General features: G+C 46.5%; 21 protein-coding genes. 11 read left to right on the top strand and 10 right to left on the bottom strand.

All coding sequences use genetic code 11. From position 1 onward, the window contains the following. The first annotated feature begins 91 nt into the window (after positions 1-91). Both KFF44_RS05460 and KFF44_RS05455 read left to right on the top strand, forming a co-directional pair. Positions 92-1,372: an alpha/beta fold hydrolase gene (locus KFF44_RS05460; protein ID WP_255937988.1), complete on the top strand. Its 1,281-nt coding sequence runs from the start codon at positions 92-94 to the stop codon at positions 1,370-1,372. Between the two features lie 268 nt (positions 1,373-1,640). Next, positions 1,641-2,237 carry a cytochrome P460 family protein gene (locus tag KFF44_RS05455; protein ID WP_255937987.1) on the top strand — a complete coding sequence of 199 codons (597 nt, stop codon included), beginning with the start codon at positions 1,641-1,643 and terminating at the stop codon, positions 2,235-2,237. Positions 2,238-2,261: 24 nt separating this feature from the next. Here KFF44_RS05455 and KFF44_RS05450 read toward each other — a convergent pair whose 3' ends face one another. From KFF44_RS05450 to KFF44_RS05420, 7 genes are all read right to left on the bottom strand, one after another. Continuing rightward, positions 2,262-2,921: a tRNA (guanosine(46)-N(7))-methyltransferase TrmB gene (locus KFF44_RS05450; RefSeq protein ID WP_255937986.1), complete on the bottom strand. Its 660-nt coding sequence runs from the start codon at positions 2,919-2,921 to the stop codon at positions 2,262-2,264. 61 nt (positions 2,922-2,982) lie between these two features. Then, positions 2,983-3,402, bottom strand: a complete 420-nt coding sequence (locus KFF44_RS05445) for a nuclear transport factor 2 family protein (RefSeq protein WP_255937984.1) — start codon at positions 3,400-3,402, stop codon at positions 2,983-2,985. A 48-nt stretch (positions 3,403-3,450) separates the two neighbouring features. Beyond that, positions 3,451-3,978 (bottom strand): metal-dependent hydrolase, encoded by a 528-nt coding sequence (locus KFF44_RS05440; protein ID WP_255937983.1) that lies wholly within the window; start codon positions 3,976-3,978, stop codon positions 3,451-3,453. Between the two features lie 3 nt (positions 3,979-3,981). Then, on the bottom strand, positions 3,982-5,508 hold the full coding sequence (locus tag KFF44_RS05435) for a glycosyltransferase family 39 protein (protein WP_255937981.1): 1,527 nt from the start codon (positions 5,506-5,508) through the stop codon (positions 3,982-3,984). 23 nt (positions 5,509-5,531) lie between these two features. Then, entirely contained in the window at positions 5,532-5,906 is a 375-nt protein-coding gene (locus tag KFF44_RS05430; RefSeq protein WP_255937979.1) for a hypothetical protein, read from the bottom strand. A gap of 150 nt (positions 5,907-6,056) precedes the next feature. Then, positions 6,057-7,193: an acyl-CoA dehydrogenase family protein gene (locus KFF44_RS05425; protein WP_255937978.1), complete on the bottom strand. Its 1,137-nt coding sequence runs from the start codon at positions 7,191-7,193 to the stop codon at positions 6,057-6,059. 16 nt (positions 7,194-7,209) lie between these two features. Beyond that, positions 7,210-8,406 (bottom strand): acyl-CoA dehydrogenase family protein, encoded by a 1,197-nt coding sequence (locus tag KFF44_RS05420; RefSeq protein WP_255937975.1) that lies wholly within the window; start codon positions 8,404-8,406, stop codon positions 7,210-7,212. A 347-nt stretch (positions 8,407-8,753) separates the two neighbouring features. Here KFF44_RS05420 and KFF44_RS05415 point away from each other — a divergent pair, with 347 nt between their 5' ends. Further along, positions 8,754-9,473, top strand: coding sequence for a Crp/Fnr family transcriptional regulator (locus KFF44_RS05415; RefSeq protein WP_255937974.1), 720 nt, complete (start codon positions 8,754-8,756; stop codon positions 9,471-9,473). Positions 9,474-9,515: 42 nt separating this feature from the next. Here the strand turns inward: KFF44_RS05415 and KFF44_RS05410 are convergent, their stop codons facing one another. The 3 genes from KFF44_RS05410 to KFF44_RS05400 are packed head-to-tail and all read right to left on the bottom strand — an operon-like array spanning position 9,516 to position 14,043. After that, positions 9,516-11,291: an adenylate/guanylate cyclase domain-containing protein gene (locus KFF44_RS05410; RefSeq protein ID WP_255937973.1), complete on the bottom strand. Its 1,776-nt coding sequence runs from the start codon at positions 11,289-11,291 to the stop codon at positions 9,516-9,518. Between the two features lie 31 nt (positions 11,292-11,322). Further along, complete coding sequence (locus tag KFF44_RS05405; protein ID WP_255937971.1) at positions 11,323-11,904, bottom strand: hypothetical protein; 582 nt, start codon at positions 11,902-11,904, stop codon at positions 11,323-11,325. Between the two features lie 12 nt (positions 11,905-11,916). After that, positions 11,917-14,043 (bottom strand): toll/interleukin-1 receptor domain-containing protein, encoded by a 2,127-nt coding sequence (locus KFF44_RS05400; RefSeq protein ID WP_255937969.1) that lies wholly within the window; start codon positions 14,041-14,043, stop codon positions 11,917-11,919. Positions 14,044-14,241: 198 nt separating this feature from the next. On the opposite strand from KFF44_RS05400, the gene KFF44_RS05395 reads away from it, so the two are divergent. The 8 genes from KFF44_RS05395 (at position 14,242) to KFF44_RS05360 (ending at position 22,949) form a co-directional block, all read left to right on the top strand. Beyond that, the gene (locus tag KFF44_RS05395) at positions 14,242-15,450 is read left to right on the top strand and encodes a CaiB/BaiF CoA-transferase family protein (protein WP_255937967.1); all 1,209 of its coding nucleotides are present in this window, start codon (positions 14,242-14,244) and stop codon (positions 15,448-15,450) included. A 383-nt stretch (positions 15,451-15,833) separates the two neighbouring features. Next, the gene (locus KFF44_RS05390; RefSeq protein WP_255937965.1) at positions 15,834-16,499 is read left to right on the top strand and encodes an NUDIX domain-containing protein; all 666 of its coding nucleotides are present in this window, start codon (positions 15,834-15,836) and stop codon (positions 16,497-16,499) included. A 111-nt stretch (positions 16,500-16,610) separates the two neighbouring features. Beyond that, positions 16,611-17,408 (top strand): hypothetical protein, encoded by a 798-nt coding sequence (locus KFF44_RS05385; RefSeq protein WP_255937963.1) that lies wholly within the window; start codon positions 16,611-16,613, stop codon positions 17,406-17,408. Further along, positions 17,408-18,694 carry a DUF4350 domain-containing protein gene (locus KFF44_RS05380; RefSeq protein WP_255937961.1) on the top strand — a complete coding sequence of 429 codons (1,287 nt, stop codon included), beginning with the start codon at positions 17,408-17,410 and terminating at the stop codon, positions 18,692-18,694. The genes KFF44_RS05385 and KFF44_RS05380 overlap by 1 nt, the downstream gene beginning before the upstream one ends. Further along, positions 18,691-19,647 (top strand): MoxR family ATPase, encoded by a 957-nt coding sequence (locus tag KFF44_RS05375; RefSeq protein ID WP_255937959.1) that lies wholly within the window; start codon positions 18,691-18,693, stop codon positions 19,645-19,647. The genes KFF44_RS05380 and KFF44_RS05375 overlap by 4 nt, the downstream gene beginning before the upstream one ends. A gap of 13 nt (positions 19,648-19,660) precedes the next feature. After that, positions 19,661-20,971: a DUF58 domain-containing protein gene (locus tag KFF44_RS05370; RefSeq protein ID WP_255937957.1), complete on the top strand. Its 1,311-nt coding sequence runs from the start codon at positions 19,661-19,663 to the stop codon at positions 20,969-20,971. Further along, complete coding sequence (locus KFF44_RS05365) at positions 20,971-22,044, top strand: stage II sporulation protein M (protein WP_255937955.1); 1,074 nt, start codon at positions 20,971-20,973, stop codon at positions 22,042-22,044. The genes KFF44_RS05370 and KFF44_RS05365 overlap by 1 nt, the downstream gene beginning before the upstream one ends. Further along, entirely contained in the window at positions 22,041-22,949 is a 909-nt protein-coding gene (locus KFF44_RS05360; RefSeq protein WP_255937952.1) for an RDD family protein, read from the top strand. The genes KFF44_RS05365 and KFF44_RS05360 overlap by 4 nt, the downstream gene beginning before the upstream one ends. Position 22,950: the final 1 nt, after the last annotated feature.

Here is a 22,950-nt window from a genome sequence, read left to right as displayed (position 1 = left end):
TTTTCTTGTCATTTTTTGACAATTTTTTGTTGATAACAGATAAATTATATGCCACACACTCGGTCAGCACGAAAGTAAAAAGAGTAATCCAATGACAAATACCAAGATATTCACGACACGCGCATTAACAGTCCCCTCTGTCAATCAACTGAAAACACTGGCCGTGATGGCCCTATCCATGCTGACCGTTGCCTGTGCATCATCGCCAAAACCATTTTTGGGTGACCAATATATTGAACGTAAGTCGGTTACTGCCGAAATTAACGAAGAAACATTTGACGTCAGTTACCTTGTTAATGGTGACCCAAATGGGGTTCGGGTCATTTATGTGCATGGAACGCCTGGTGCTGGACAAGAACAAAATTCATTCCTCTATAATGTACCTTCAGGTATCGAATTTATCTCGGTTGACCGGCTGGGTTTTGGGGAAACCAAACCTTACAAGTCCGTTACGTCCCTTGACGCGCAGGCGGCGGCCTTACTTCCCTTGCTTGAAACTAAAAACGGTATCAAGCCTATCCTAATCGGGCATTCACTCGGCGGACCAGTTGTAACCGCAGCGGCTGCGAACTACCCAGACAAGGTTGGTGCCCTCATTCAAATAGCAAGCGCACTGGACCCCGAGCTTGAAGATGTTTGGACAGCCCAGCACATCGGTAATTTTACCCTTGTTTCCTGGATCATTCCTTCAAGACTGCGTCATGCAAACCGGGAACTGATTGCGCTAGAGGATGAATTGATCGCTTTACAACCTAAACTCAAGGAAATCGAGCAACCTATTACAATCATTCATTCCACTGATGACGAACTCGTTCCGTACGCCAATGTTGCCTATATGGAGAAACATTTTAGCGGCAGCAAATCGCTTAAAACTGTAACACTCAAAGAGAAAAACCATTATATCCCGTGGAATGCTGGCCCTACCGTCCTGACAGAAATCAAAAGCATGGTAGCCACGTTAAAAGAAAATCATCAAGCAACATCACAAGAGCAGGCCTTTAACGAACCATCAGGCGAATGGGAAAGCCTACGCGGCAACATCACCGTCAACATCACGCGCGACACAGACGAGCAGGCATATGTGGTTGATGGCAAACTTACACTAACCCCTGCCCAGAATGCCATTATCAATGGGGATGACAGTGAAGAAGGTCAAGACGACGAAGACACGCAGGATGAACCCATTATTATCAAAAGCCAATCCGCAACGCTTAACAACAATAAGCTCACGATTATTTTCAATGAGAACCTAACATATATCGGGCACTGGAATTCTTATGAGAAAATGTGGAGTGGTGCCGGTTATTTCAATGAAAACGGGCAACTTATGGCGCCCCTCAGGCGAACTGAAGGCCAAAAATCAGGGAACTAGCCGCGAAGCACACGAAGCAAAGCGTTAAAGCCATTACTTAGACTGGACGAAAAAGCTTCAAATTAAAGCTTAATACTGGATAACGGGCCGCAAACTAAAGGCCTGTTATCTAGTCATAATTTACAGTGAATAGTCATTATTGCTACCCAGCCAAAAACACAGACTATTCTTGCTATTCCATATTACTATTTTCAATTTGTTAATGAACTTAAGTCTATCATTTCCTTCGGGAGTATTATAACTCCTCCTTATGGACAGAGTAACCGGAATGACAAGACTAAACCAATTTATCATAATCAGCTTTCTGATATGCTTGGGTGTATTTGCGGCAAATTCACATACCCTTGCGGATAATCCAAAATCACAAGACGCAACCAAGACAACAAAATCTGAGAAGCCCAAGACCGAAGATTTAATGTTGCCTAAGCAATATTATGAATGGGTTTTTATTGGCACCGCCCATCAGGATGATGATATTGCCCCGCGGTTTCATGTAACCTATATTGATGATAAAAGTTTCAAAGCATTCAAGGAAACAGGCGAGTTTCCTGTTGGAACGATCATCCTTCGTGAAACAACACCCTCCCGTTATATCGAAACAGAGGAGCGCACCGGTAACATCATGGGCGACCAAACCATTTCGCGGCTTCATATCAAGGATGAATATGCGGGCGCTGGCACATGGTCATTCTATAGCTGGAAACCAGAAACAGGTCAGGCAACCTACATCGACCGTAAAAAAGCAAATTGCTATAGTTGTCATGAAAAACACGCAGCCCATGATCAGGTCTTTACGCAGTTTTATCCCGTAATGCGAAAAATCCTCCAAGATAGAGGATCAGAACAAACTGGCTCTGGCGAGTAAACTGCCAACTTTCTTTCGATACTATCAATTGAGATTTGCGGTTAGTTGCCATAACTGTTGGCCGCTATTGTTGTATTTTCGCTCAAAAGCAGTGAAGGGCTCTGTGACCTCAAGCGACTTCAGGTTTGCTTTAAAACCAGCCAGCTCAAGGGCACGCCTAAATTCCTCGAGATAGATTTTCCAATTTGATCGCAGTTCAAGCTTCCCCTTAAGCGCTAGAAGGCTTGGAAACACCGGCGCACCGTGCCAGCGCCGTTTTAAATGCTCAGACTTAGGCCATGGGTTTGGGTATAAAATATAGTGTCGGTCCAATACCCATCCGGCGTCAACTGCCATCCGATAAAAATCATTCAGGTCCGCACGAACAAATACCAGATTTTCCGGCATAGCCTCTGCCCGCTCGGTATTCAATCGCTTTTCTGATTTATCAGCACCGATGATCACATGGTTTGGAAACTTATGCGCCAAAGCCCGACTGCTATCCCCTACCCCGCAACAACTATCAAAAATAATTGGTTTTGAACCACGGGTCTGCAACCATTTTTCCACATACTCAAACGCACGTTTGCTGTGATCAGCATAGGGCTTCTGAAACGTTGTGGTTAAATGCTTCTGCACAATCACATCGAGCTTGTCGTGGATGCCATCCTGATTACTCTCAACAATTCTTGAAGGTGTCTGCATGCTGTTACTTATATTTTCATCGGCATCATCGCCGATTTCCCTAAGTGATTTATTGGGCCTTTTAAGCTTGGGCTTTTAATTTTTCAAGCATTTCACCCATTTTAGCATGAACCATATTCACTGCCTTTAGGGGACGCAGCATTACCTTGAATTCTATAATCTTGCCTGCACTGTTCCAGGTAATCATATCAATTCCATTGATCTGGATACCCTCTATCTTTGTTTTAAATTCAAGCACAGCACCCGTGTCAGAGAGATATTCACCTGTATATTCGAAATCCGCGCTACCAAGGACATCACCGGCTGAGGCGAGATAGTCTGTGGTAATCATTTTGCCTTCTTGCGGCGTGTGCACAACAGGCGACAGAAAGACAACATCATCATCCAAAATAGCGTCCAGCCCCGCAGGATTATGGCTTTCCGCCTGTTTGTACCAAGCGTCCAAGCCAGCACGAACATCAACCTTTGAACGATCCACCATTTGTCTCTCCTCCCAATTCAAATTCAGCGCGCCCTAAAGACACGCATATTATTTTTTAATACTAGTCATTAAATATTTCGAGAGCAAAAGAATTATCGCAGCCGGCAACCACACCAGCATCAATTCTGATAGGATAACATCCAAACCGCGCGCAGAGAAAAAACCAGCCCCAATTGGGGAAACTTCAATCGGGGTATAGGGCCAGAAATAGCGGGCAGTATCAAATGGCCAGAAAGCTGCCACCCCCAAGCCACCATTGGTGAATGCATCCAAAAACGGATGACTAAGCGCGCCGATGAACATCATCAGAAAAACCACCCGACGTTTCGCCTGAAAATAGCCACTAAAACCCATGGTGATAAGCCCGAGCACGGCTGCAAAAATAATCGAGTGGGTAAACCCTCTATGGCCAAATTCGGAGGCGTAAGAAATACCGAACCGAAAAGCGATAACATCAGCGTCTGGAATGATTGACGCCAGAGAGGCCCCTACCAACAATCGTTTTGATACGCGTTCTTTCCCTGCCAGCATCCCTGCAACAATGGGAACAATTGGGTGCGTGAAAATTGTTGCCATGGTTCAACAGCGTCCTTCAGGGTCATAAATAAAAATTGCTGCACCCTTGTGCCCGCCGTTTAAGCGGAACCTGAGTGCATTTGGCAGTAAATCATATAACCCAATAAATTCGGCAGGTTTCTTCAAAAAACTGTTAGGTGGTTCTATAATTTCAACCTTATCCCACCCTATGAGCTGGGCGGGCATATACTTTTTATTCTGAAAATACAGACTACATACCGGGGGGTACCCTATCGCTTGAACCTGTTCTGACGCCCCTTCCCATTTTAAAAGATACGTCGCCCGGTGTAATGTTTCAGGGTCCGTATAAATAGTAGCATCCTGATTGGCAGCAACGCGCGCCAGTTGCTTTTCAGCAAAAAGAAAGTTTTTATTCTCAGCCCACAGCCCCAACAGGTTTACAGCCATAATTGCAGTCAAGCACAAATAGGCCGCGCGCTTTTCCTTCCTACCCTGCTGCAAGATATCGCTTAGGAAAAGCGCAGTCACCAAAATCGCTGCGATATTGGTTACCAGAAAATACCGCGGATTTAAGGGTAACAAGTTACCAACACCACCCGCACATAAAAACCACACTGTGCCGAGCCCCGCGATTAACTTACATGCCTTAGCATGCTGACCCGTGTCGTCAGCAATGTCGCGACTAACTGTGTTTTGATCGGGCATATTCTGTTTACGCTTACCCAGTACAAACCACCAAACAACAATCCCCCCTAAAACCCAGAATAAAACGCCAAACTCCTGATTAAAAAGAAGAACCAAAAGGGGATCAATAATCGGATGAATGATCAAATTTCCGGCCAGATCAATACTGCGATCAATCGTACTGTCATGCCCGAACGAACGGGAAAAACGGTATAACGGGTCACCCGAAAACACCCAGAAATATAGCGTTTCCAATCCCCAAATAGTGAAGAAACCAAACGCCATAACAAAATACTGAAGCCGCTTAATACCAACACCCATAGCGAACAGGATGCCATAATAAACAAGCAGGAAAACCGTCGTCTCCCGCGTTAAAAATGCTAGGCCCGCCATCATACCCGAGAGGATAAGCCACCTGACGGTATTCTGTGTTGTCTCTGATGCCTTAATGAAAAACAACAAAGAGGCAAAAACATAAAAGGCTTCGATGATATCAATGGATGCAATGCTGGACTGGGTAACCAGCAAGGGACTTGTAACCATCATCAGCCCGACAAAAATACTTGCCTTATCGCCAGCTCTTCTGCGAAAAAACGAGATCAGAACGATAATGAACGCCACCGCGTAAAAAAGTGTTGGCAAAGCGATTGAAACTTCATTTTCACCAAACACCCACATCATCAAGGCAATCGGTGCCGTTATGATAAACCGAAAGGTCCCATGTTCCCCCAAAAACGGAAACTCGTTTAAAAGGCCGTATGCACCCTTCACGTAAACCGCATCATCGGACGCAGTAAATCCAACCCAGTTTATAATAACCAGCAAAAGAAAAATCGTTAGAAATAGCGTAAAAAGAGATGCTGTTTTGCGGTCTATAAATGTCATGATTAGGCTGACCTATTTTATGATCAGCTTATTTGTTGCAGCGATTTTACCAGATATCGGCCCACAACAAAGCTCATCAATATAACAACCATATCCGCCGCAAGTTTCGCCTGAAAAACAGGCATCTTAATCAGGTCAGCCGTTACATACAAAATACAGGTAGCGAGAAACAGGTTCATGACAATCAGTGCGCTGATAATCCTGCCGCGAATTGGCGTTGGGCTATCATTTGATATCAGAAGTTTTCTAACCAACAAGGCGGCAGCAAACGCCATCAGCTTGCCCCCAAAATTAATCAACAGATAATAATCAACATTCCCGAAGGTAAGCCACGAGAACAAAGCAATATCGAGAAGATATGCAAAAAGAACAAGACCTGCAAAATTGAATTTTGTCATAGCCGTGGTTATGCCTTCTCTAACAGCTAAACTTCTGCCTAATGGTATTACATCGCCTAAACGAGAGTAATAAGAATATTGGAAAAGATCAAAAGAAAACCGAAGGAAACATGTTCCTTCGGCCATTCTTAGATTTTGATCGAATGCTACCTATGCAGCACTCGATAGTGCGATATAGCGCGCCATATGATGGTCGGTATCGCCGAGCATATGATCGAGCATAATGATACGCTTGGCAAAATGCGGCATGCTGAATTCCCAAGTCATACCAATACCGCCGTGCATCTGGATCGCTTCCTCTGCCACCAGACGGCCAACACGGCCAATCAAGTTCTTGGCGGCAGATACCGCTTTTTCACGCTCAAGACGATCACCGTCCAGTGCACCAGCCGCGTTAATCACGATCGAACGGGCTTGCTCAACTTCCATCAGCAGGTCTGCCATACGGTGCTGAAGCGCCTGAAAACGACCAATTGGAACACCGAACTGGTTGCGTGTACGCAGGTAATCAAGCGTCATGTCCTTCACAACTTCCATTGCGCCCAGGGCTTCCGCTGATAAGGCAAGGATACCGCGCGCTGTTGCTTTCTCAATCGCTGCAAAGGCATCGCCCTCGCCGCCCAAGAGCGCACTTGCTTCCACCGCAACATCACGAAGGATAATATCCGCGGCGCCGTAACCATCAACCGTACCATAATCACGGCGGTCAACACCGTCTGCGCCCGCATCAACCATAAATAAGGCAATACCGTCTTCGTCTAAGCGGTCGCCGGAAACCCGAGCGGAAACAATAAGCGTATCCGCACTATCACCGCCTGAGACAACGGATTTATGACCGTTTAGAACCCAGCCATCGCCTGATTTTGTCGCAGTGGTTGTCACATCCGAAAGGCTATAGCGGCTTGTTGGTTCACCGTGTGCAAACGCAAGCGTTTTCGCACCACCAATCACATCATCAAGGATAGCCTTCTGCTCATCGGAACCAAGGTCCGCAACCAAGCCACCGCCGAGCACAGCAGTTCCGAGAAATGGCTCAACAACAATTCCGCGGCCAATTTGCTCAAACACAACCATCAGGTCAAAACCGTGGCCGCCAAAGCCGCCGTCTTCTTCCTTAAACAAGGCGCCAATGATACCAAGTTCAGCCATTTCAGCCCATTTTTCAGCGCTATAGCCTTCGTCAGCACCGGCAATTTTCATGCGTGTTTCAAAGTCATATTGTTCACGCACATACCGCGACAGGGTATTTTCCAGCATGCGGCGGTCTTCGTTATGATTAAAATCCATGTTTTATACTCCCGCCTTATAGTCCGAGGATCATTTTTGAAATGATGTTACGCTGAATCTCGTTAGATCCGCCAAAGATCGATAGTTTTCGGTTATTGAAATAATCCGAAGAAACCGGGTTTGCATACTCTGGGCCAATCGGTGGCTCGTTGTATCCTTCTTCAAGCGCTTCATGCACATATGGCATTGCGTATGGCCCGAGCGCACGACGGGTCAGGTCATTGATTTCCTGACGGATCACCGTACCCTTGATTTTCAGCATCGAGCTTTCAGCCCCCGGTGCACCGCCGCCCTGCACGGCTGCAAGAACGCGAAGATTGGTTGTTTTCATTGCGTCCAGATCAATTTCAACCTCGGCCATACGGCGTGCGAAATACGGATCCTCAATCAATGGCTTACCGTCTAACTGTTGCTCGCGGGCGATGACCTTCAGGTGCTCGAGACCGTTTAGGGACGCACCCACACCTGCGATATTTGTCCGCTCGTACGTGAGAAGATATTTCGCGTAGGTCCAGCCCTTGTTTTCTTCACCCACACGGTTGGAAACCGGAACCTTCACATTATCGAAGAAGACTTCGTTGACTTCATGCTCGCCGTCCAATGTGATAATCGGGCGAACCTCGATACCTGGTGTATCCATATCAATCAGAAGGAAAGAGATACCTTCCTGTGGTTTGCATTCTGTGTCAGTACGTACCAAACAGAAAATCCAGTTGGCGTGCTGACCAAGTGTTGTCCATGTTTTCTGGCCATTAACGATATAATGGTCACCGTCACGAACTGCACGGGTTTTAAGGGATGCGAGGTCAGACCCCGAACCTGGCTCTGAATATCCCTGACACCACCAGTCCGTTCCATCCAGAATACGCGGCAGATAATGTTCGCGTTGTTCTTCTGTTCCGTATTTAATCAACACGGGGCCGAGCATACCAAGGCCAAAGGGAACCGTGCGCGGTGCATTGGCAGCACTACAGGCTTCCTCAAAAATGTGCATCTGCACAGGCGTCCAGCCAGTACCCCCGTATTTTACGGGCCAATGGGTCGCAAGCCACCCCTCAGCATTCAAAATACTGTGCCATTCTTCCATATCCGCCTTCGTCAGGCGAATATTGCCCTTAACCTTATCACTAAGGCGCTGCGGCAATTTATCCTTCAAGAACTGCTTTACCTTGGCTTCAAAGGCATATTCTTCTTCGCTATAGTTTAGGTCCATATCACTTCTCTCACTTATGATGATACGCTATAAAAATTGACTGTTTATCGGCATTTTTACGGATTGCCTTATGTGTTGGATGGTACCTTAGAGAATAGTTATAATGATTTCCATTATTTTTTCACATTCATAAGAAAACTTAACTACAAACGCCCGTTGCACGGCTTGGCACAAACACTCCCAACCTTTCGGGTGCAAAGCTTACTATTATAATTTGCGCTTAAGTTGAAATTATGTCTTAATTAGATGTGTATTTGAGTTTGTATATTTTATTGGGGGCTCCGCTGTAGCAACAAATCGTTCGTTTCATGATTGTGGGCGACAGCTAGTAACCGTTGAGGCCGTATATGCAAATGCATGAACCAAATCCAAGCGCCCGAATTCCTTCCAAAAAAACAAAGCAAACACATCAGGATAAATTCAAACTTTTCTTTGGTGATAATCCTGACCTCTTGAACGCTATTGAGGAAGCGGCTACCGTTATTCAAATTCCAGCGAAAAATATGATCCTTTCGCAGGATGATAAAGGTGACGAGGTATATTATCTCCTGACCGGGACAGCCTATGCTGCCCTTGTTTCCTCAGACGGCGACGAAATCTGGCTGGATACTTTTGATGAAGGGAACTTATTCGGCGAAATGGCGGCTTTTGGTCTCGGCGAACGCAGCGCCAGTATTTTTGCCGCAACGAAGGTCACAGTTGCAAGTTTCAGCGCCGAAACCTTTAAAACCATCATACGCAATTTTGGCGAGGTCGGGATTAAAGTTGCCGAACTTCTTACTGGAAGGGTCAAGCATACAACAATGCGCATGTTTGAATTAACGGCAATGTCAGCAAACGGACGTGTTTATGCGGAATTACTAAGAATGGCAAAGCCAAGTGTTTCAAATCAAATTTTGACAATCGAAAAAATGCCCCCAAAAACAAGGATTGCAGAAAAAATTCATAGTACGCGGGAAACTGTATCCCGCGCCATCAGCGACCTGCAACAGCGGGGCATCATCAAAATCGACGGAAAACGTATTCAGATTATTGCGCCAGAACAGCTGAAGGAATTGATGCTGTAGCATCAAACAAACACAATTCTATAGGACGCGAAGATAAAGGCCTTATGCTGCCACTCCGCCCTTGGCTCGAAGGTTAAAAACTGGTACTTCCTGCGCGCTTTTATGCAATCGAATTGTATGGGACATTTGTTCTGCAATATATTCGCCGGATGCCTGCACCGCAAGCGCACATGCAAAGGGTTCGCTTACATAGATCGACCCAGGGGCCGTAACAGGCTCTATTTTCGCAGCCATCGTTACCTGCGCGCCCTGCACACCCTTTTGCCCTGAAAACGGGTCTTCCATTTCATGGACAGGACCATAATGCCCCCCAATACGCAGCGCCAATCGTTCGGGTAGGCCAATTGCATTAAAATCAATTTTTTGGAAAGCTTCCTGCAGCCTTATCGCTGTGTTTGCCGCAAGCTCAACCGTCTCAAAGGTGAGGAAAAGGCCGTCACCCCACGTATTTAAAAAACTAATCCCGTCACCCGCTTCCCTGCAAACGAGCGCAAGTCGCCTCAAAACATGGTCCATAAAAATCGGGATTTCGCTATCCATCAATCGGCTAAAGCCGCGCACATCCGTAAACAACATGGCCCGCATAGACCGAGCATGCTTCAAGCCCTCTATATTGTCGGAGCCTGTGTTGTCTGGGCTTTTATTTTCCAGACCTGTTTTTTCCGAACAAATATTCTCTACTTGTTTGTTCAGAACGGAAGGGCGCTTACGCTGCATCGGGAAATCAATAACATGCTGATCGTCTGCACTATGCCGCCACATCTCTGCGTCTCGTGCCGTTCCTGCTAAATTTGCCCCTGCTTCCTTGCCGTCCCAGATCAAAAGCTGCTTAACCTTGGTTGCTAAACGTTCGCTTTGCAGAACCGCGAGGCCCATAGCAACCTCACTTGCGAAAGACAAACCAAGATCATCAGGCAATTCATCATCATAGGACGTATACCGAACGGACTTCGCCGCCGAAAGACAGGCATAAAAACGTTCAACCCATTCATCCCCAAATTCAATCACTGACGCTTCGATAAAAAAGGCATTAGGGCACGGTAAAGCAACATGAAGTTCTGCGCCGGACGCCAGAATTTTTTCAGCGATTAGTATATCCGACCCGGCTGCCAAACAGCCAAAAGCAAATCCAATTTTGCTTTCATGAAGAAAATCATCGACAGCATTTTCAATATAACGATGGTCACCAACAGATCCATCACCGGCACCAAACATGTGCCCTGCAAAATGAAGCGCTTTGGGCGGCCTGTATGGGTCCAGCCAATCAAAAGCATTGGTCATATCGACGTGCTCATTTGCGCATAAATCCGGCACCGCGAGGGTAAGCATTTCAAATTGCCGCACTGTTGTTGCATGCGCGGCATAATTATGGGGATCTAGCAGAACCGCATCCAGAAGTGCTGCCTTCGCCATTTTCAGATCACCCAGAATGAAATGCGCTTCTGCGACCGTTGCCATATGATAATAAGCATCCTCCCCCGGTTTTGGCGAATAGGTTCTGGTTTTATCGAGAACTGTTGATGCGATCATTTGCGCCGCAGGTAAATCGCCCGCAACCACATACATGGCGGCTGTATTAATGCCGGAATAGGTTCCTCCGGTTGCTGCAAAGGCCTGATTATATTTTTGCGCCGATTGAAACGCGAGGTCACGGCGAACCATGCCAGATTTCTCTAAAGCGCGGCTTTTTAAAATCCTGCCCCCAAGTGCAATGGTATCTTCATCATCCACAACACTGTCGAGGCCGAGACGGATATATTCCTTCTCAGCCTCATTCAGCGCACCAGCGCGCAAAAGGGACAGAACTGTATTGTTCAAAGATTATTTCCTTGCCGCTAAATGCAGTAAATCAAGGCCGACGGTCTTTGCCATCGCCATTTCCCACACCCGGATCAATGGTGATATTTGTCACCTTATTACCCTGAAGAATTTTCATGAAAATATCGAAAGAGAAAATACAGTGCGGTGTTGTACCCGGTTGGTCAAAATCAGTACAGTTGTCATAAACACCGTACATGATCACACCGTCAGCATCCCGCAGAATCTCAAAGGTTTTTCCAAAGTTTTTGGCAAACTCATCCGGTTGCAGGTCAGCATCAGTTTTGCGAGCCATAAACTCACCCGATGTTCCATCTTTACGAAACCGCCAGTTATTCGCACTATTTGTATCAACCACATAAAGGAAAACCACTGGTCCCTCTGCATACACATCCAAAGGCGAGCCACCCGACGGGATCACTGCATAATATTTACAATAGGTATCATAAATTGCCTGCGCATCTTCGTTCGGCATATTTGCCTTTAATGCTGCAATAATCTCGGCTTTATGCTGACTAATATCATATTGATCCATATCAATATCGAAGCGAACACCCCCACCGGATGCATTCAAGCCAACTTGAACTGTTCTTAAAATAGTTTCGTAAGTCATAAATACCTCAACTTAATAATTAACACGTGATAAAAAGTCTTTTGAAATTCCATTCTCTAATAAATGCATTTTTATTTTCTCCGCCTCATCAATCCGGTTTAATCTTCTCTGCATTTTTTCAATAAGAATTCTTGTTCTGGGATTTAAATTGTCCAGCCTGTTCAAAATACTGGTTCCCCGCTCAAACATTTCAACAACCATCTGATCATTATTTTCAGCAGCAACTCCTGCAAAATAGTATGCATGGCCAAGAATAATCTTTTCATTATCACCAAACGTCGCTTCGCCCTCTAGGTTTTCTAAGCGTGTAATTAACTGGGTAATTTCAACAGATGAACTTGGTTTATTAAGTACGGAAATAATCGCCTTAACCAAATCGAGTGATAGCCTTAAGTTTCGCCCGCGTGGCTTGATATCCTTGTTTTCTAATTTCTTCATCAAAGACTCTACTCTCTCAGATGCATAAATTGCTGTTTCAAAGTCGGAAAACTCTGTCGATATGTATGCAAGATCAAGATAGTAACTAGTTAACTGTTCCAGCCACCTTTGATTACTAAGGTCAAAATTATGAATATCCTCAGCCAATTCAACTGCTTCCAGGATGGAAGTTTTATTGTAGGTATTAAAGAGAATAGCCTCGTAACGGACAGTTTCGATAATGGCATATGCAAGAAAACTTTGAACATTTTTATTGTTAGGTTCCAATCGAAGTAAATCTTCAAAAATTTTCTTTTGAATAGTGCGTTCCGAATAAGCTCTGCCATATGCGCCAAAACGATTAAATGCATCTGCTAACCAAGCATGTTCATTGGCGACCGTGTATCCATAATTTATGTTTTTTTTGTCGCTACTCCAAACCAGATTCGCCAAATCTATCGCATTATTAAAATACTCGATCGCCTGATCTGGCCTATTATAAACATCATAGAACAATACCCCCATATTGCTATTGGCGAACCCGAGTTCCCTTTGCCATTTGATATTATCTGGCTCCAAGGATACCATTTTCTCTGCATATTTCAGATAGGCGCGCCAGTTTTTATCAACCATGGCAATATCGTTGGTATCCCACGCCATCAGGCCCACGTAATAAACGCTTTGGCTATGGTCGAACAGTCGCTCGGGATTATCGGGGTCACGATCTAGCGCGGCTGCCGTTGATTTGGCGGCACGCTCAAACATTTTGAGTGCTTCACTACTATTCCCGAGGCTATTTTGAACTTCACCTAACAACAGGAAAGCACGAGCACTGCGGCCAACGGATGCATCCGGCATATTTTCCAGAATTTGACCACCGTAATAGCCCACAGCTCTTTCCCCAACCGCACCGAGTGCATCCAGTCTGCCAACCGACTTTAATTTGTCATGAAGTTCAGTCAGCATAAATTCAATCAGGCCTTCGGCCTCTCCGCGCTGAAATTCTGCATGGGCTTGCGCCGCAACAGCCACAGCACGCTGTCTTTCTGCTTCACGCCGGGCGGTAACTGCCTCGTTCGTAAGCGCGCTCATTACTATCACAGCTAGTAAACTTAAAGCCGTGACCGCCATCACGATCCGTTGTTTTCTTTTGTAATTTCGCTCGACAATTTCGTCGAGGCCAACCCCGGTCAGTCCTGCGACGATCTTTAGGAAGGCGCGATTTTCACCGTCAGCAAATTTTCTCAGATCAGCTGCAATGGGTTCTGCATGCTCTGACGACAGCATTCCATCGGCACCAATCTTATAACGCAGCGCAGGCGGGAAACACTCGGCTTCAGGGTTATCGCCATTTGACGCAAACGGTTCGCCGTCGATGATAATTGGCAGGACATATTTATCACCGCGAACGCGTTTGAAATCCAGAATTTCTCGGTTAACCCAACGGGATGATGCTGAATTCGGCGAACACAGAACAATCATAAATTCCGATTGCTCGAGTGCCTTACGGATTTCGGTTGTCAGGTCATCAGAGGCCGGTAATTCTTCACGATCGCGAAATATTTTGCCGAGCCGGGCTGGCACATGCCCTATCCTGGTTTCCTTACCAACCAATGACTTGGGTAATTTATAGCGTTCAAGCCATTTGTGAAGCCGCTCACCGATTTTTCTATCCCGGTGACTATAGCTTATGAATGCTTTATAATGATACTGCCCTACCACATACTCTCCCCTGAACAGCCCATCGAGATGGTACATATTTATGATCAGAAGTGTATTTTTTTTGCGCTTTAAATCAAGGCGATAATCAAATAATCGCTTATCAAAAACCCTGCCACCTGTTAGAAAAGCCATATTTCAGGACAAAAGCATTCTAATTGGTCTTATCCTAGCCAAACATTACATTTGAAAGATATAGTCATGCCAACAACACTTCCGCTTAAGGGAATAAAAGTTCTTGACCTCTCCAAGGTACTTGCCGGGCCTTGGTCAACGATGACCCTCGGGGATTTGGGTGCAGAAATCTGGAAGGTTGAACATCCTGTTCGCGGCGATGACACAAGAGCATGGACCCCACCATCCAAAAATGGTGTTTCCACCTATTATATGTGCGCAAACAGAAACAAGCAAAGCCTCGCGGTTGATATGAAAACCGAAGCTGGCCAGAAAATCATTCGTGACCTTGCACGTAAAGCCGATATTATTGTTGAGAACTTCCTTCCAGGCAGCCTGAAACGGATGGGCCTTTCCTATGACGATATCAAGGAAATCAACCCCAATATTGTCTATTGCACCATATCAGGCTACGGCATGACCGGACCTGAGGCTGGTCGCCCCGGTTATGATTTTGTCTTGCAGGCAGAATCGGGTTTTATGGCCATCACTGGCCAACTTGACGGTCCGCCAACAAGGCTGGGCGTTGCGTTTATTGACCTCGTTACCGGCCAGAATGCGACACAGGCAATCCTTGCAGCCCTGATTAACCGGGACAGGTTCGGCGAAGGCGCGCATTTGGATATCGCGCTTTACGACAGCGCCCTGCACCTACTCGCAAACGTGGCTTCTGGATACTTGAATACAGGTGTGGACGCAAAACGATACGGAAACGCGCACCCAACCGTTGTGCCCTATCAGTTGTTTGACACGAAAAACGGGCAAATTGCGCTTGCGGTTGGCAACGACAAGCAATTCAAAAGTATGTGCCTGAATGTCCTTAAGGATGAAAAACTAGCGGCTGATGAGCGCTTTATCAGCAATCACAACCGATCTCTCAACCGATTAGACCTGGCAGAAATCCTAGCAACTGCATTTTTAGGCTGGGAAACTGAAAGTCTATTGGATGCCCTGAACAAGGCTGCCGTTCCGGTTGGTCAGGTTCGAAGTGTGGGTGAGGCCTTCCGTGCTCCAACTGTTGCTGCGCGCAATACGGTGATTTCTTCGCCGCATCCAGATATTGGCGACATCCAAACAGTTAGAAGCCCAATCCGCTTTGCAGGCGACGATACACCCGAATATACCGCCCCTCCCATGGTTGGAGAGCATACACAAGCGATATTGAGCACCGTTTTAAATATGGATACTGCTGAAATCGAGACTTTAAACGCAAGCGGTGCTATCAAAGTGAAATAAGCGTTTAAGGCCAACCGGAAATGGTTGTCAGATAATCATGGAATGCCCGTATTATACTGGCGTGTTCGCAATAGCCAGTATGCTTTAAGAAACTAAAAAAATGATCCCGCGGAACGCTATCGCCCCGCGGGATACATCCCCCAATCAAAGCACCGCATTTATTCGTGACCAAAATAAATGCAGCAAAGTGGAAGATCATAATCGCCAGACCTATCTTCCGCCCCCAATTGTGCACTATCTGTACTCGCCGTCGCCCAGGAATTGTTGATATAGCTTGCTACTCACAACATCCTCATGCTAAGAATACTTAACGTAAACAGAACACTTAATATATTGTCTAAAATACACAAATATTAAGTGTTGTAAATACACAAAGTGAAAAAATGACATATTCTTATGAATATCCGCATCCCGCGGTCACGACAGACATAATTGTATTCACGGTTCAAGACGACACTCTTAAAGTCTTGTTGATCAAAAGAGGTGCAGATCCATTCATTAATAAATGGGCGCTTCCAGGCGGTTTCATTAAAATGGATGAAGACACGTGCGACTGTGCTAAACGCGAACTGGAAGAAGAAACCGGCGTTAAAGATGTTTACCTGGAACAACTTTATACCTTCAGCTCTGTTGACCGCGACCCACGCGAGCGCGTGATTAGCGTGGCCTATTTCACCCTTATTCCGTCTGAAAAAGTCACTCTTAAGCCCGACACGGATGCAGCGGACGCAAAATGGTTCAATATCAATGAATTACCAGCGCTCGCTTTTGATCATGACGAAATCCTTGAAATGGCTGTTAATCGCCTGAGTGCGAAAATGACCTATTCAACGATTGGGCTTCAGTTTATGCCAGAGAAATTTACCTTGTCACGGTTACAAAAAGTATATGAAGCTACCGCTGGAAAACCGCTTGATAAGCGCAATTTTCGCAAGTGGATTCTCTCTCTCGACCTGCTTGAAGAAACCGGGGAGAAGTTCGCTGATGGCCCCCAACGCCCTGCCATGCTTTACAGGGCGAAAGACCCCGCTTCTTATGCCGTTTTTTAACATTCGCCGAATATTCGCCTAATTGCTTAGGCCGTATGCATATTTCTATTTTTATCTCTTTACGGGAACTTAGTTAACTTTTACAAGTATCACTATCAATCGGGGGCATTAGTGATTAACTTCTTAAAACACAATTGGCACAAAACCACCGCGCTTTTACTTTTAGCCGCTGGATTATTTTATGTTGCCTTTGAATTTGATTTCTCAGAGCCGCGACAGCAAGATACCATACCCAACAAAACAGCCAACGTGGACACACAAAGCGCTTATCAACCGCCGCCTGAAAGCGAAAACCGCGATACGTTAGAGCGCATTTTATCCAATTCTCAATATCAAAAAGTTCTACCTAATACTCCCAAGCCACAGAATCAGAAACCTGTTGATTTTCCGAGATGGCTTGCGGTTGCCCTCAAATGGATATTCATAGTCGGCGGTATTGCAGCCATTGCCACCTTTATCTGGTTACTTGTATCCAGCATGACTGGCGGGTACGCTCCCCCGTCTTCTGCAAAGAAAAAAGTCAGCCACAAAGCTGTTCCCAAGCAGGATAAAAATAATGCCGTTTCGTCCCCTGTCAGCCTACAAGACGCAGAAGACATGGCAGCTAAAGGCGATTACGGCGAGGCCATTCATTTAATGCTGCTTGCCCTATTACAGCACCTGTCAAAACTGGATGTTTTACGATTACGCCCATCGCTGACAAGCCGTGAAATCCTGCGGAGTTCAACCTTTAATCAGGAAGCAACACATGCGTTGCAATTTTTGATAGGCGCCGTTGAAAGCTACCTTTTTGCAAAAATCACCATCGACGCCAAGACCTATCAAAACTGCCGCACACAATATGACACGCTGATCAAAGAAGCCAAACATGCAAGGGCTGGTGCTCAGCGCGGAAAGGAAGCGCAGTAATGGCCGCACCGGATAGCCAGCTTTTCAAAAGCAAAACGCTCTTTTGGCTCATTGCGCTTGGATTAGCAGCCACTATCGGGATGGCAGTTACCAGCGTTTTATTGGATGACGCAAAATATTCTGTCACATCAGGCACCAACAGTTTTTCAAAGTCCGCTATCGGCCACGGCGCTATTGCCGACCTATTGGAAAAAAACGGATTTGAAATCCTTAAAAGCCAAGCCAATACAGACAGTAAACTTCTAGGTTCAAAAACGTCCTTGTTTCTGTTGGAACCTCAGGCGATCAAATCCATCGAAGACCATATAAATACACTGACATATTATTCGCCGACATTGTTGGTTCTCCCAAAACGCCGCGGTGTTCCGAACCCGGGAAAGCCTGGCTGGATCCTTACGAGTAATCTCTTAAATCTGAAAACCCCAGAAAAGATTGCGAACTACGTCACTTCAGAAACTGAAATCATTCGACCTGACGAAAACATTGCGAATTGGCAGAATACTTATGACCTGCCGGGCGCCCCGAAAATCAATGATATTCAGCTTATTAAAAACGACAAACTAGACCCTGTTATTTGGAATGAGCATGGTATTCTACTCGGCAAATATACCGCCGAAGACAAAGACTATGGCGACTGGCCGATCTGGATATTATCCGACCCAGACCTACTGCAAAACCATGGTCTCGGTGACGGTTGGAACCTTGATTTTACGCTGCAAATGGTAAGCGACGTTACAGCCTCGGCGGACACGATTGTGATTGATGAGATTATTCATGGCTTCACAATGGACCCGTCGCTCGCTCGCGCTATGTTCTCACAGCCCTTCATTTATGCAACGATCGCAAGTCTCCTTGCCGTATTGGTATTCATGTTTGCAACAACAAGACGTTTTGGTGCAGCGCTTCGACAAGAGAAATCCATACGCGATTCCAAGGCCATATTCCTAAATAATACCGCCCGTATTTTCCGATTGGCAGAGCGCGAAAGAGAAGCCTTAATCAAACTAATCGACGATGGCGGCTTGCAGGTTGCTGAAACGCTGCGAGCACCAGACAATATCGGTCAGGCCAGTTTGATTGACTGGTTGGATGCCCGAAGCCACGCTCGTGGTTGCAGTCTTTCCTACAGCACAATCCGCATCCGCGCGCAAAATGTTCCTGTTGATGATCCGGACCAAAGGGGGCGAATTGTTATTATCGCCCAACAATTTCATGAATGGCGCCACACAATTCTTTCTGGTTCTGTCACAAATTCTGAGCCAGCTAGTGAAGAGGAGAAAAAATGAACACTCTTGAAATTAAAGACATCGCCCATCGGCTGCAATCCAATGTTGCGAAGGCAATTGTCGGACAGCACGAGGCCATTGATCTTTTATTCATTAGTTTGCTATCCGAAGGGCATATCCTTTTCGAGGGCGTACCAGGTGTTGCAAAAACCTTACTCGCACAGTCTTTTGCCTCTAGCATTGATATGCGGTTTGGCCGGATACAGTTTACACCGGACTTAATGCCCGGCGATGTGTTGGGTACAAATATCTATCATTTTGAAACCAGTAAATTTGTGCTGACAAAAGGGCCAATTTTCACCGATATCCTCCTGGCTGACGAGGTCAACAGAACCCCGCCTAAAACGCAGGCCGCCCTTTTGCAGGCCATGCATGAACGCGAGGTTACTATTGACGGTACCCATTATGACTTGGGGGCTGGTTTTATGGTGATAGCGACACAAAACCCGATCGAGCAACAAGGCACCTACCCCTTGCCGGAGGCCCAGCTGGATCGTTTCCTTTTTCAACATATTCTGGACTATCCATCACGCGATGACGAACGCCGGATTCTTGGCTTGCACGGGCACCGCGCGACCATGCCACATGTGCGCGATATGGACTTACAGCCCGTAATTACCCTCGAAACATTAAAGGCAATGCGCAAAACCGTTAGCGAAATCCAGATTTCTACTGAAAATCTTGACTATATCGTTGATTTGGTTCGTGGTTCACGGGAACATCCTTCTGTGCGTGTGGGGGCGTCTCCCCGCTGCGGCGCTATGATGGCGCGTGCTGCACGGGCGTGCGCCGCGATGGAAGGTCGTGACTATGTTGTTCCTGACGACATCAAACGTATCATTCTCCCTGCCCTTTGCCACCGCTTGGTTCTCAGCCCAACCGCCGAGATCGAGGGCATACGCGCGAGCGATGTGGTAAGCCAGTTGATCGAACAAGTTAAAGCACCGCGCTAATAAGGGGAATATTATGCGGCCTTCCATGCGTGCATTCTGGTTGTTTTTAGCGGCAGTTCCAGCCTCTATTTTCATGCTCGCGCTTGCCCCTGCCCTTTTGCCTGTGATTGGTTTTTATATCATCCTTCTGATATTTCTTATGCTTATTGACGGCTTCATGTGCACGCACCCGCGCGAGATTGTTTTCAGCGCGGAAGAACCTTCGCAAATTCCCCTATCGGCCACAGGCATACTAACACTTTCTATGACAAGCGCAGCCGGACAATCCATTCCCGCCGTGGAGGCCAGTATAAAGGTCAACGACATACTGGACCAAAGCGCGCAGGAGCCTGTCATGATCACACCGGAAGACGGCGAAGCTCATATTGATTTAATCCCCAAGTCCAGAGGCACAGCAGAAATAGAAACCTTGTGGTTCCGGTGGTTTGGACCTTTAAAATTAGTGATCAGGCAAACAGAAGAAAACCCTGGATTAACAATACCGATTGTCCCTAACCTTAAACGGATATTCGCGAATATTGATGCGCTGGCGGGCGCTGCGGGAAGTGATTTTGGTGAACGACCCCATCCTCAACAAGGTACGGGGTCAGAGTTCATGAGCCTCAGGGAATATATTCCCGGCATGGACCCCAGAACAGTCGACTGGAAAAGGTCAGCCCGGTACCAGAATCTCTTGACGAAAGAATATGAAGCCGAGAGAAACCATCAGATTATCCTGGCTTTTGATACAGGCCACCTGATGCAGGAACATCTGGATGGCATGACTCGTTTGGATCATAATATTGACGCGGGCCTTGCATTAAGTCACGCAGCCCTAAGAAGCGGTGACAGAGTTGGTCTTTTTGCCTTTGATGAGAAAGTTCACAGTTTGATTAAGCCGGTTGGCGGCGTTCGGTCCTTCACAACATTGCAACATCATATGGCAAGCATGAAGGCAACCAACAAAGAAACAAATTTCACCCTTGCCATGACGCGCCTTGCCGAAGGATTAAACCGTCGAACACTCGTTGTTTTATTTACCGATTTTATCGATACAACAACCGCCGAATTGATGCAGGAAAACATCATTCATATGGCGCGGCATCATCTGGTTGTTTTCATCGCGGCACAGGATCCGTTCCTGCACAAACGAGCCATGCAAACGATAGAGGACACAGATGATATTTCACAGGCAATGACGGCAGGCGAATTATTGAAAGAACGACGTGTGTTATTCAAGAAGCTTCGCAGGCACGGTGTTTTATGCCTAGAGCCCAAAAGCGCCATGATGATTAATGAACTCCTTCGTGAATACCGCAATATTATGGTACGGGAGCTGGTATAATGCAAAGCACCACCGAAAGCCCATCCGCCAGCAGCAAGAGCTATCAATTCCGCTCCGAACGACAAGAAAGCTGGACCAAACTGGAAAGCCTTGTCGGAAAGGCGGAAAAAAAAGGGTTAAAATCCCTGAATGCAGACGAGGTCCTTGAGCTTCCGCATCTTTATCGCGGTGCACTTTCTTCGCTTTCGGTTGCGCGCTCAATATCATTAGACCGTAATGTCGTCATATACCTTGAGGCCCTCAGTGCACGAACCTATTTCCTGCTTTATGGTCAACACCAGAGCACATCAAGGGCTTTCATCGAGTTATTCACCAAAGCCTGGCCGCAGGCGATGCGTTCGATCGGACAAGAACTCTGGTTGGCGACAACCGTTTTCATGCTTGGTTTAATCGCCGCATACTTTTTAGTCGCCAGTGACCCTGATTGGTATTTTTCATTCGTTAATCAAGAGCTTGCGGGTGGCCGGCAACCCGGGGCGGATGTGGAATATTTACGCGGTACCTTATATACAACAGACAAGGAAGCAAACAATCTGGATGTGTTTGCAACGATGCTGTTCACACATAACGCCCGCATTGGAATCATGGCTTTTGCGCTTGGATTTGCTTTGGGCCTTCCCACCCTTTGGCTCTTATTCACAAACGGGGCCATGCTGGGCGCCTTTTTATCACTGTTTGCGTCCAAAGGCCTCTTGTACGAGCTTGGCGGTTGGCTGATCATCCACGGGTCCACAGAAATAAGTGCTATTGTTATTTGCGGGGCAGCGGGCCTTGCCATTTCGCGGCACTATGTTTTTCCCGGCAAGCTATCGCGGATGGAATCGCTTGCCAAACACGGCAAGCAAGCGGCCATCGTTGCCTTTGGCTGTGTCATGATGTTTTTTGCTGCTGGTTTATTGGAGGGCTTTGCCCGTCAGCTTGTGAATGATGATGTCACCCGTTATGTGATTGGACTGACAATTTTCGCCTTATGGGTGCTCTATTTCAGCCTTGGCGGACGATCAGGTGCCCGTGATGAAATGAGTGATGAAACGGGTGACGACACGGCGTCTGTCCGAAAGGATATGGCATGATGAAACCTGAGGCAAACAACTACACAGTTAACAACGGCCGAGCCACCAAAATACGCGAAATCGAAACCCTTGAGGGTGTACCAATTTTGGTCGAACTTGCTGAACGCGGCGACCGGGCGGGTGCCGTTATTATAGACGTGATTATCCTATTTCTTGGTATGATCGTTACAATGTTGGGGGTTGGTCTTTTACTGGGGTCGTTTGATTTCGGCGGGGCTGCATTGATCGCTATTATGTTGATCTTCTTTTTCTTTCGAAATTTCTATTTCATGTTTTTTGAACTTCGCTGGCAAGGGCGCACGCCCGGCAAGAAAAAACTTGGTATTCGGGTGATCGACCGCTTTGGCAAGCCTTTGACATCACAAGCAATCTTTGCCCGAAACATGGTGCGCGAGATCGAAATTTTTATCCCCATGTTGATTTTATTGTCGGGTTCAGGCGTTGGGGCAGCAGATGGGCTGATGCGTTTCTTTGCCTTTGTGTGGGCGGCTATACTGGTTTGCCTACCCATGTTCAACCGTGACAATCTGCGTGCAGGGGATTTAATCGCGGGGACGATTGTGATCAAGGAACCAAAAATCACACTTCTAGAGGATGTAAGTCAAAAAGCACCAAAGACTGCGGATACTCAGGCAAGCCCCTATATCTTCACGGCCAAGCAACTTGGAATTTACGGCGTATACGAATTGCAAACGCTGGAGGAATTGATGCGGGATGATACCAACACCAACGCCGAAAAACGACTTGCCGCGGGCCGCGCTATTATCAAGAAGATAAAATGGTCAGATACGGTAAACAATTCCGAAATGGATGCCTTCCTGTCAGCTTTTTATGCAGCGCTTCGCAAACACCTGGAAGGCGGTTTACTGATGGGCAAACGCAAAGAAAACAAATTTGAAAAATAGC

The organism is Kordiimonas sp. SCSIO 12610 (assembly GCF_024398015.1).
Taxonomy (GTDB): Bacteria; Pseudomonadota; Alphaproteobacteria; order Sphingomonadales; family Kordiimonadaceae; genus CANLMI01.
This window is presented reverse-complemented; position numbering and strand designations above follow the sequence as displayed.

Bases quoted from the DNA above. Each gene is read 5' to 3' on its own strand.
- KFF44_RS05460 (WP_255937988.1), top strand. From the start codon at position 92: ATGACAAATACCAAGATATTCACGACACGCGCATTAACAGTCCCCTCT.
- KFF44_RS05455 (WP_255937987.1), top strand. From the start codon at position 1,641: ATGACAAGACTAAACCAATTTATCATAATCAGCTTTCTGATATGCTTG.
- KFF44_RS05450 (WP_255937986.1), bottom strand. From the start codon at position 2,921: ATGCAGACACCTTCAAGAATTGTTGAGAGTAATCAGGATGGCATCCAC.
- KFF44_RS05445 (WP_255937984.1), bottom strand. From the start codon at position 3,402: ATGGTGGATCGTTCAAAGGTTGATGTTCGTGCTGGCTTGGACGCTTGG.
- KFF44_RS05440 (WP_255937983.1), bottom strand. From the start codon at position 3,978: ATGGCAACAATTTTCACGCACCCAATTGTTCCCATTGTTGCAGGGATG.
- KFF44_RS05435 (WP_255937981.1), bottom strand. From the start codon at position 5,508: ATGACATTTATAGACCGCAAAACAGCATCTCTTTTTACGCTATTTCTA.
- KFF44_RS05430 (WP_255937979.1), bottom strand. From the start codon at position 5,906: ATGACAAAATTCAATTTTGCAGGTCTTGTTCTTTTTGCATATCTTCTC.
- KFF44_RS05425 (WP_255937978.1), bottom strand. From the start codon at position 7,193: ATGGATTTTAATCATAACGAAGACCGCCGCATGCTGGAAAATACCCTG.
- KFF44_RS05420 (WP_255937975.1), bottom strand. From the start codon at position 8,406: ATGGACCTAAACTATAGCGAAGAAGAATATGCCTTTGAAGCCAAGGTA.
- KFF44_RS05415 (WP_255937974.1), top strand. From the start codon at position 8,754: ATGCAAATGCATGAACCAAATCCAAGCGCCCGAATTCCTTCCAAAAAA.
- KFF44_RS05405 (WP_255937971.1), bottom strand. From the start codon at position 11,904: ATGACTTACGAAACTATTTTAAGAACAGTTCAAGTTGGCTTGAATGCA.
- KFF44_RS05395 (WP_255937967.1), top strand. From the start codon at position 14,242: ATGCCAACAACACTTCCGCTTAAGGGAATAAAAGTTCTTGACCTCTCC.
- KFF44_RS05390 (WP_255937965.1), top strand. From the start codon at position 15,834: ATGACATATTCTTATGAATATCCGCATCCCGCGGTCACGACAGACATA.
- KFF44_RS05380 (WP_255937961.1), top strand. From the start codon at position 17,408: ATGGCCGCACCGGATAGCCAGCTTTTCAAAAGCAAAACGCTCTTTTGG.
- KFF44_RS05375 (WP_255937959.1), top strand. From the start codon at position 18,691: ATGAACACTCTTGAAATTAAAGACATCGCCCATCGGCTGCAATCCAAT.
- KFF44_RS05370 (WP_255937957.1), top strand. From the start codon at position 19,661: ATGCGGCCTTCCATGCGTGCATTCTGGTTGTTTTTAGCGGCAGTTCCA.
- KFF44_RS05365 (WP_255937955.1), top strand. From the start codon at position 20,971: ATGCAAAGCACCACCGAAAGCCCATCCGCCAGCAGCAAGAGCTATCAA.
- KFF44_RS05360 (WP_255937952.1), top strand. From the start codon at position 22,041: ATGATGAAACCTGAGGCAAACAACTACACAGTTAACAACGGCCGAGCC.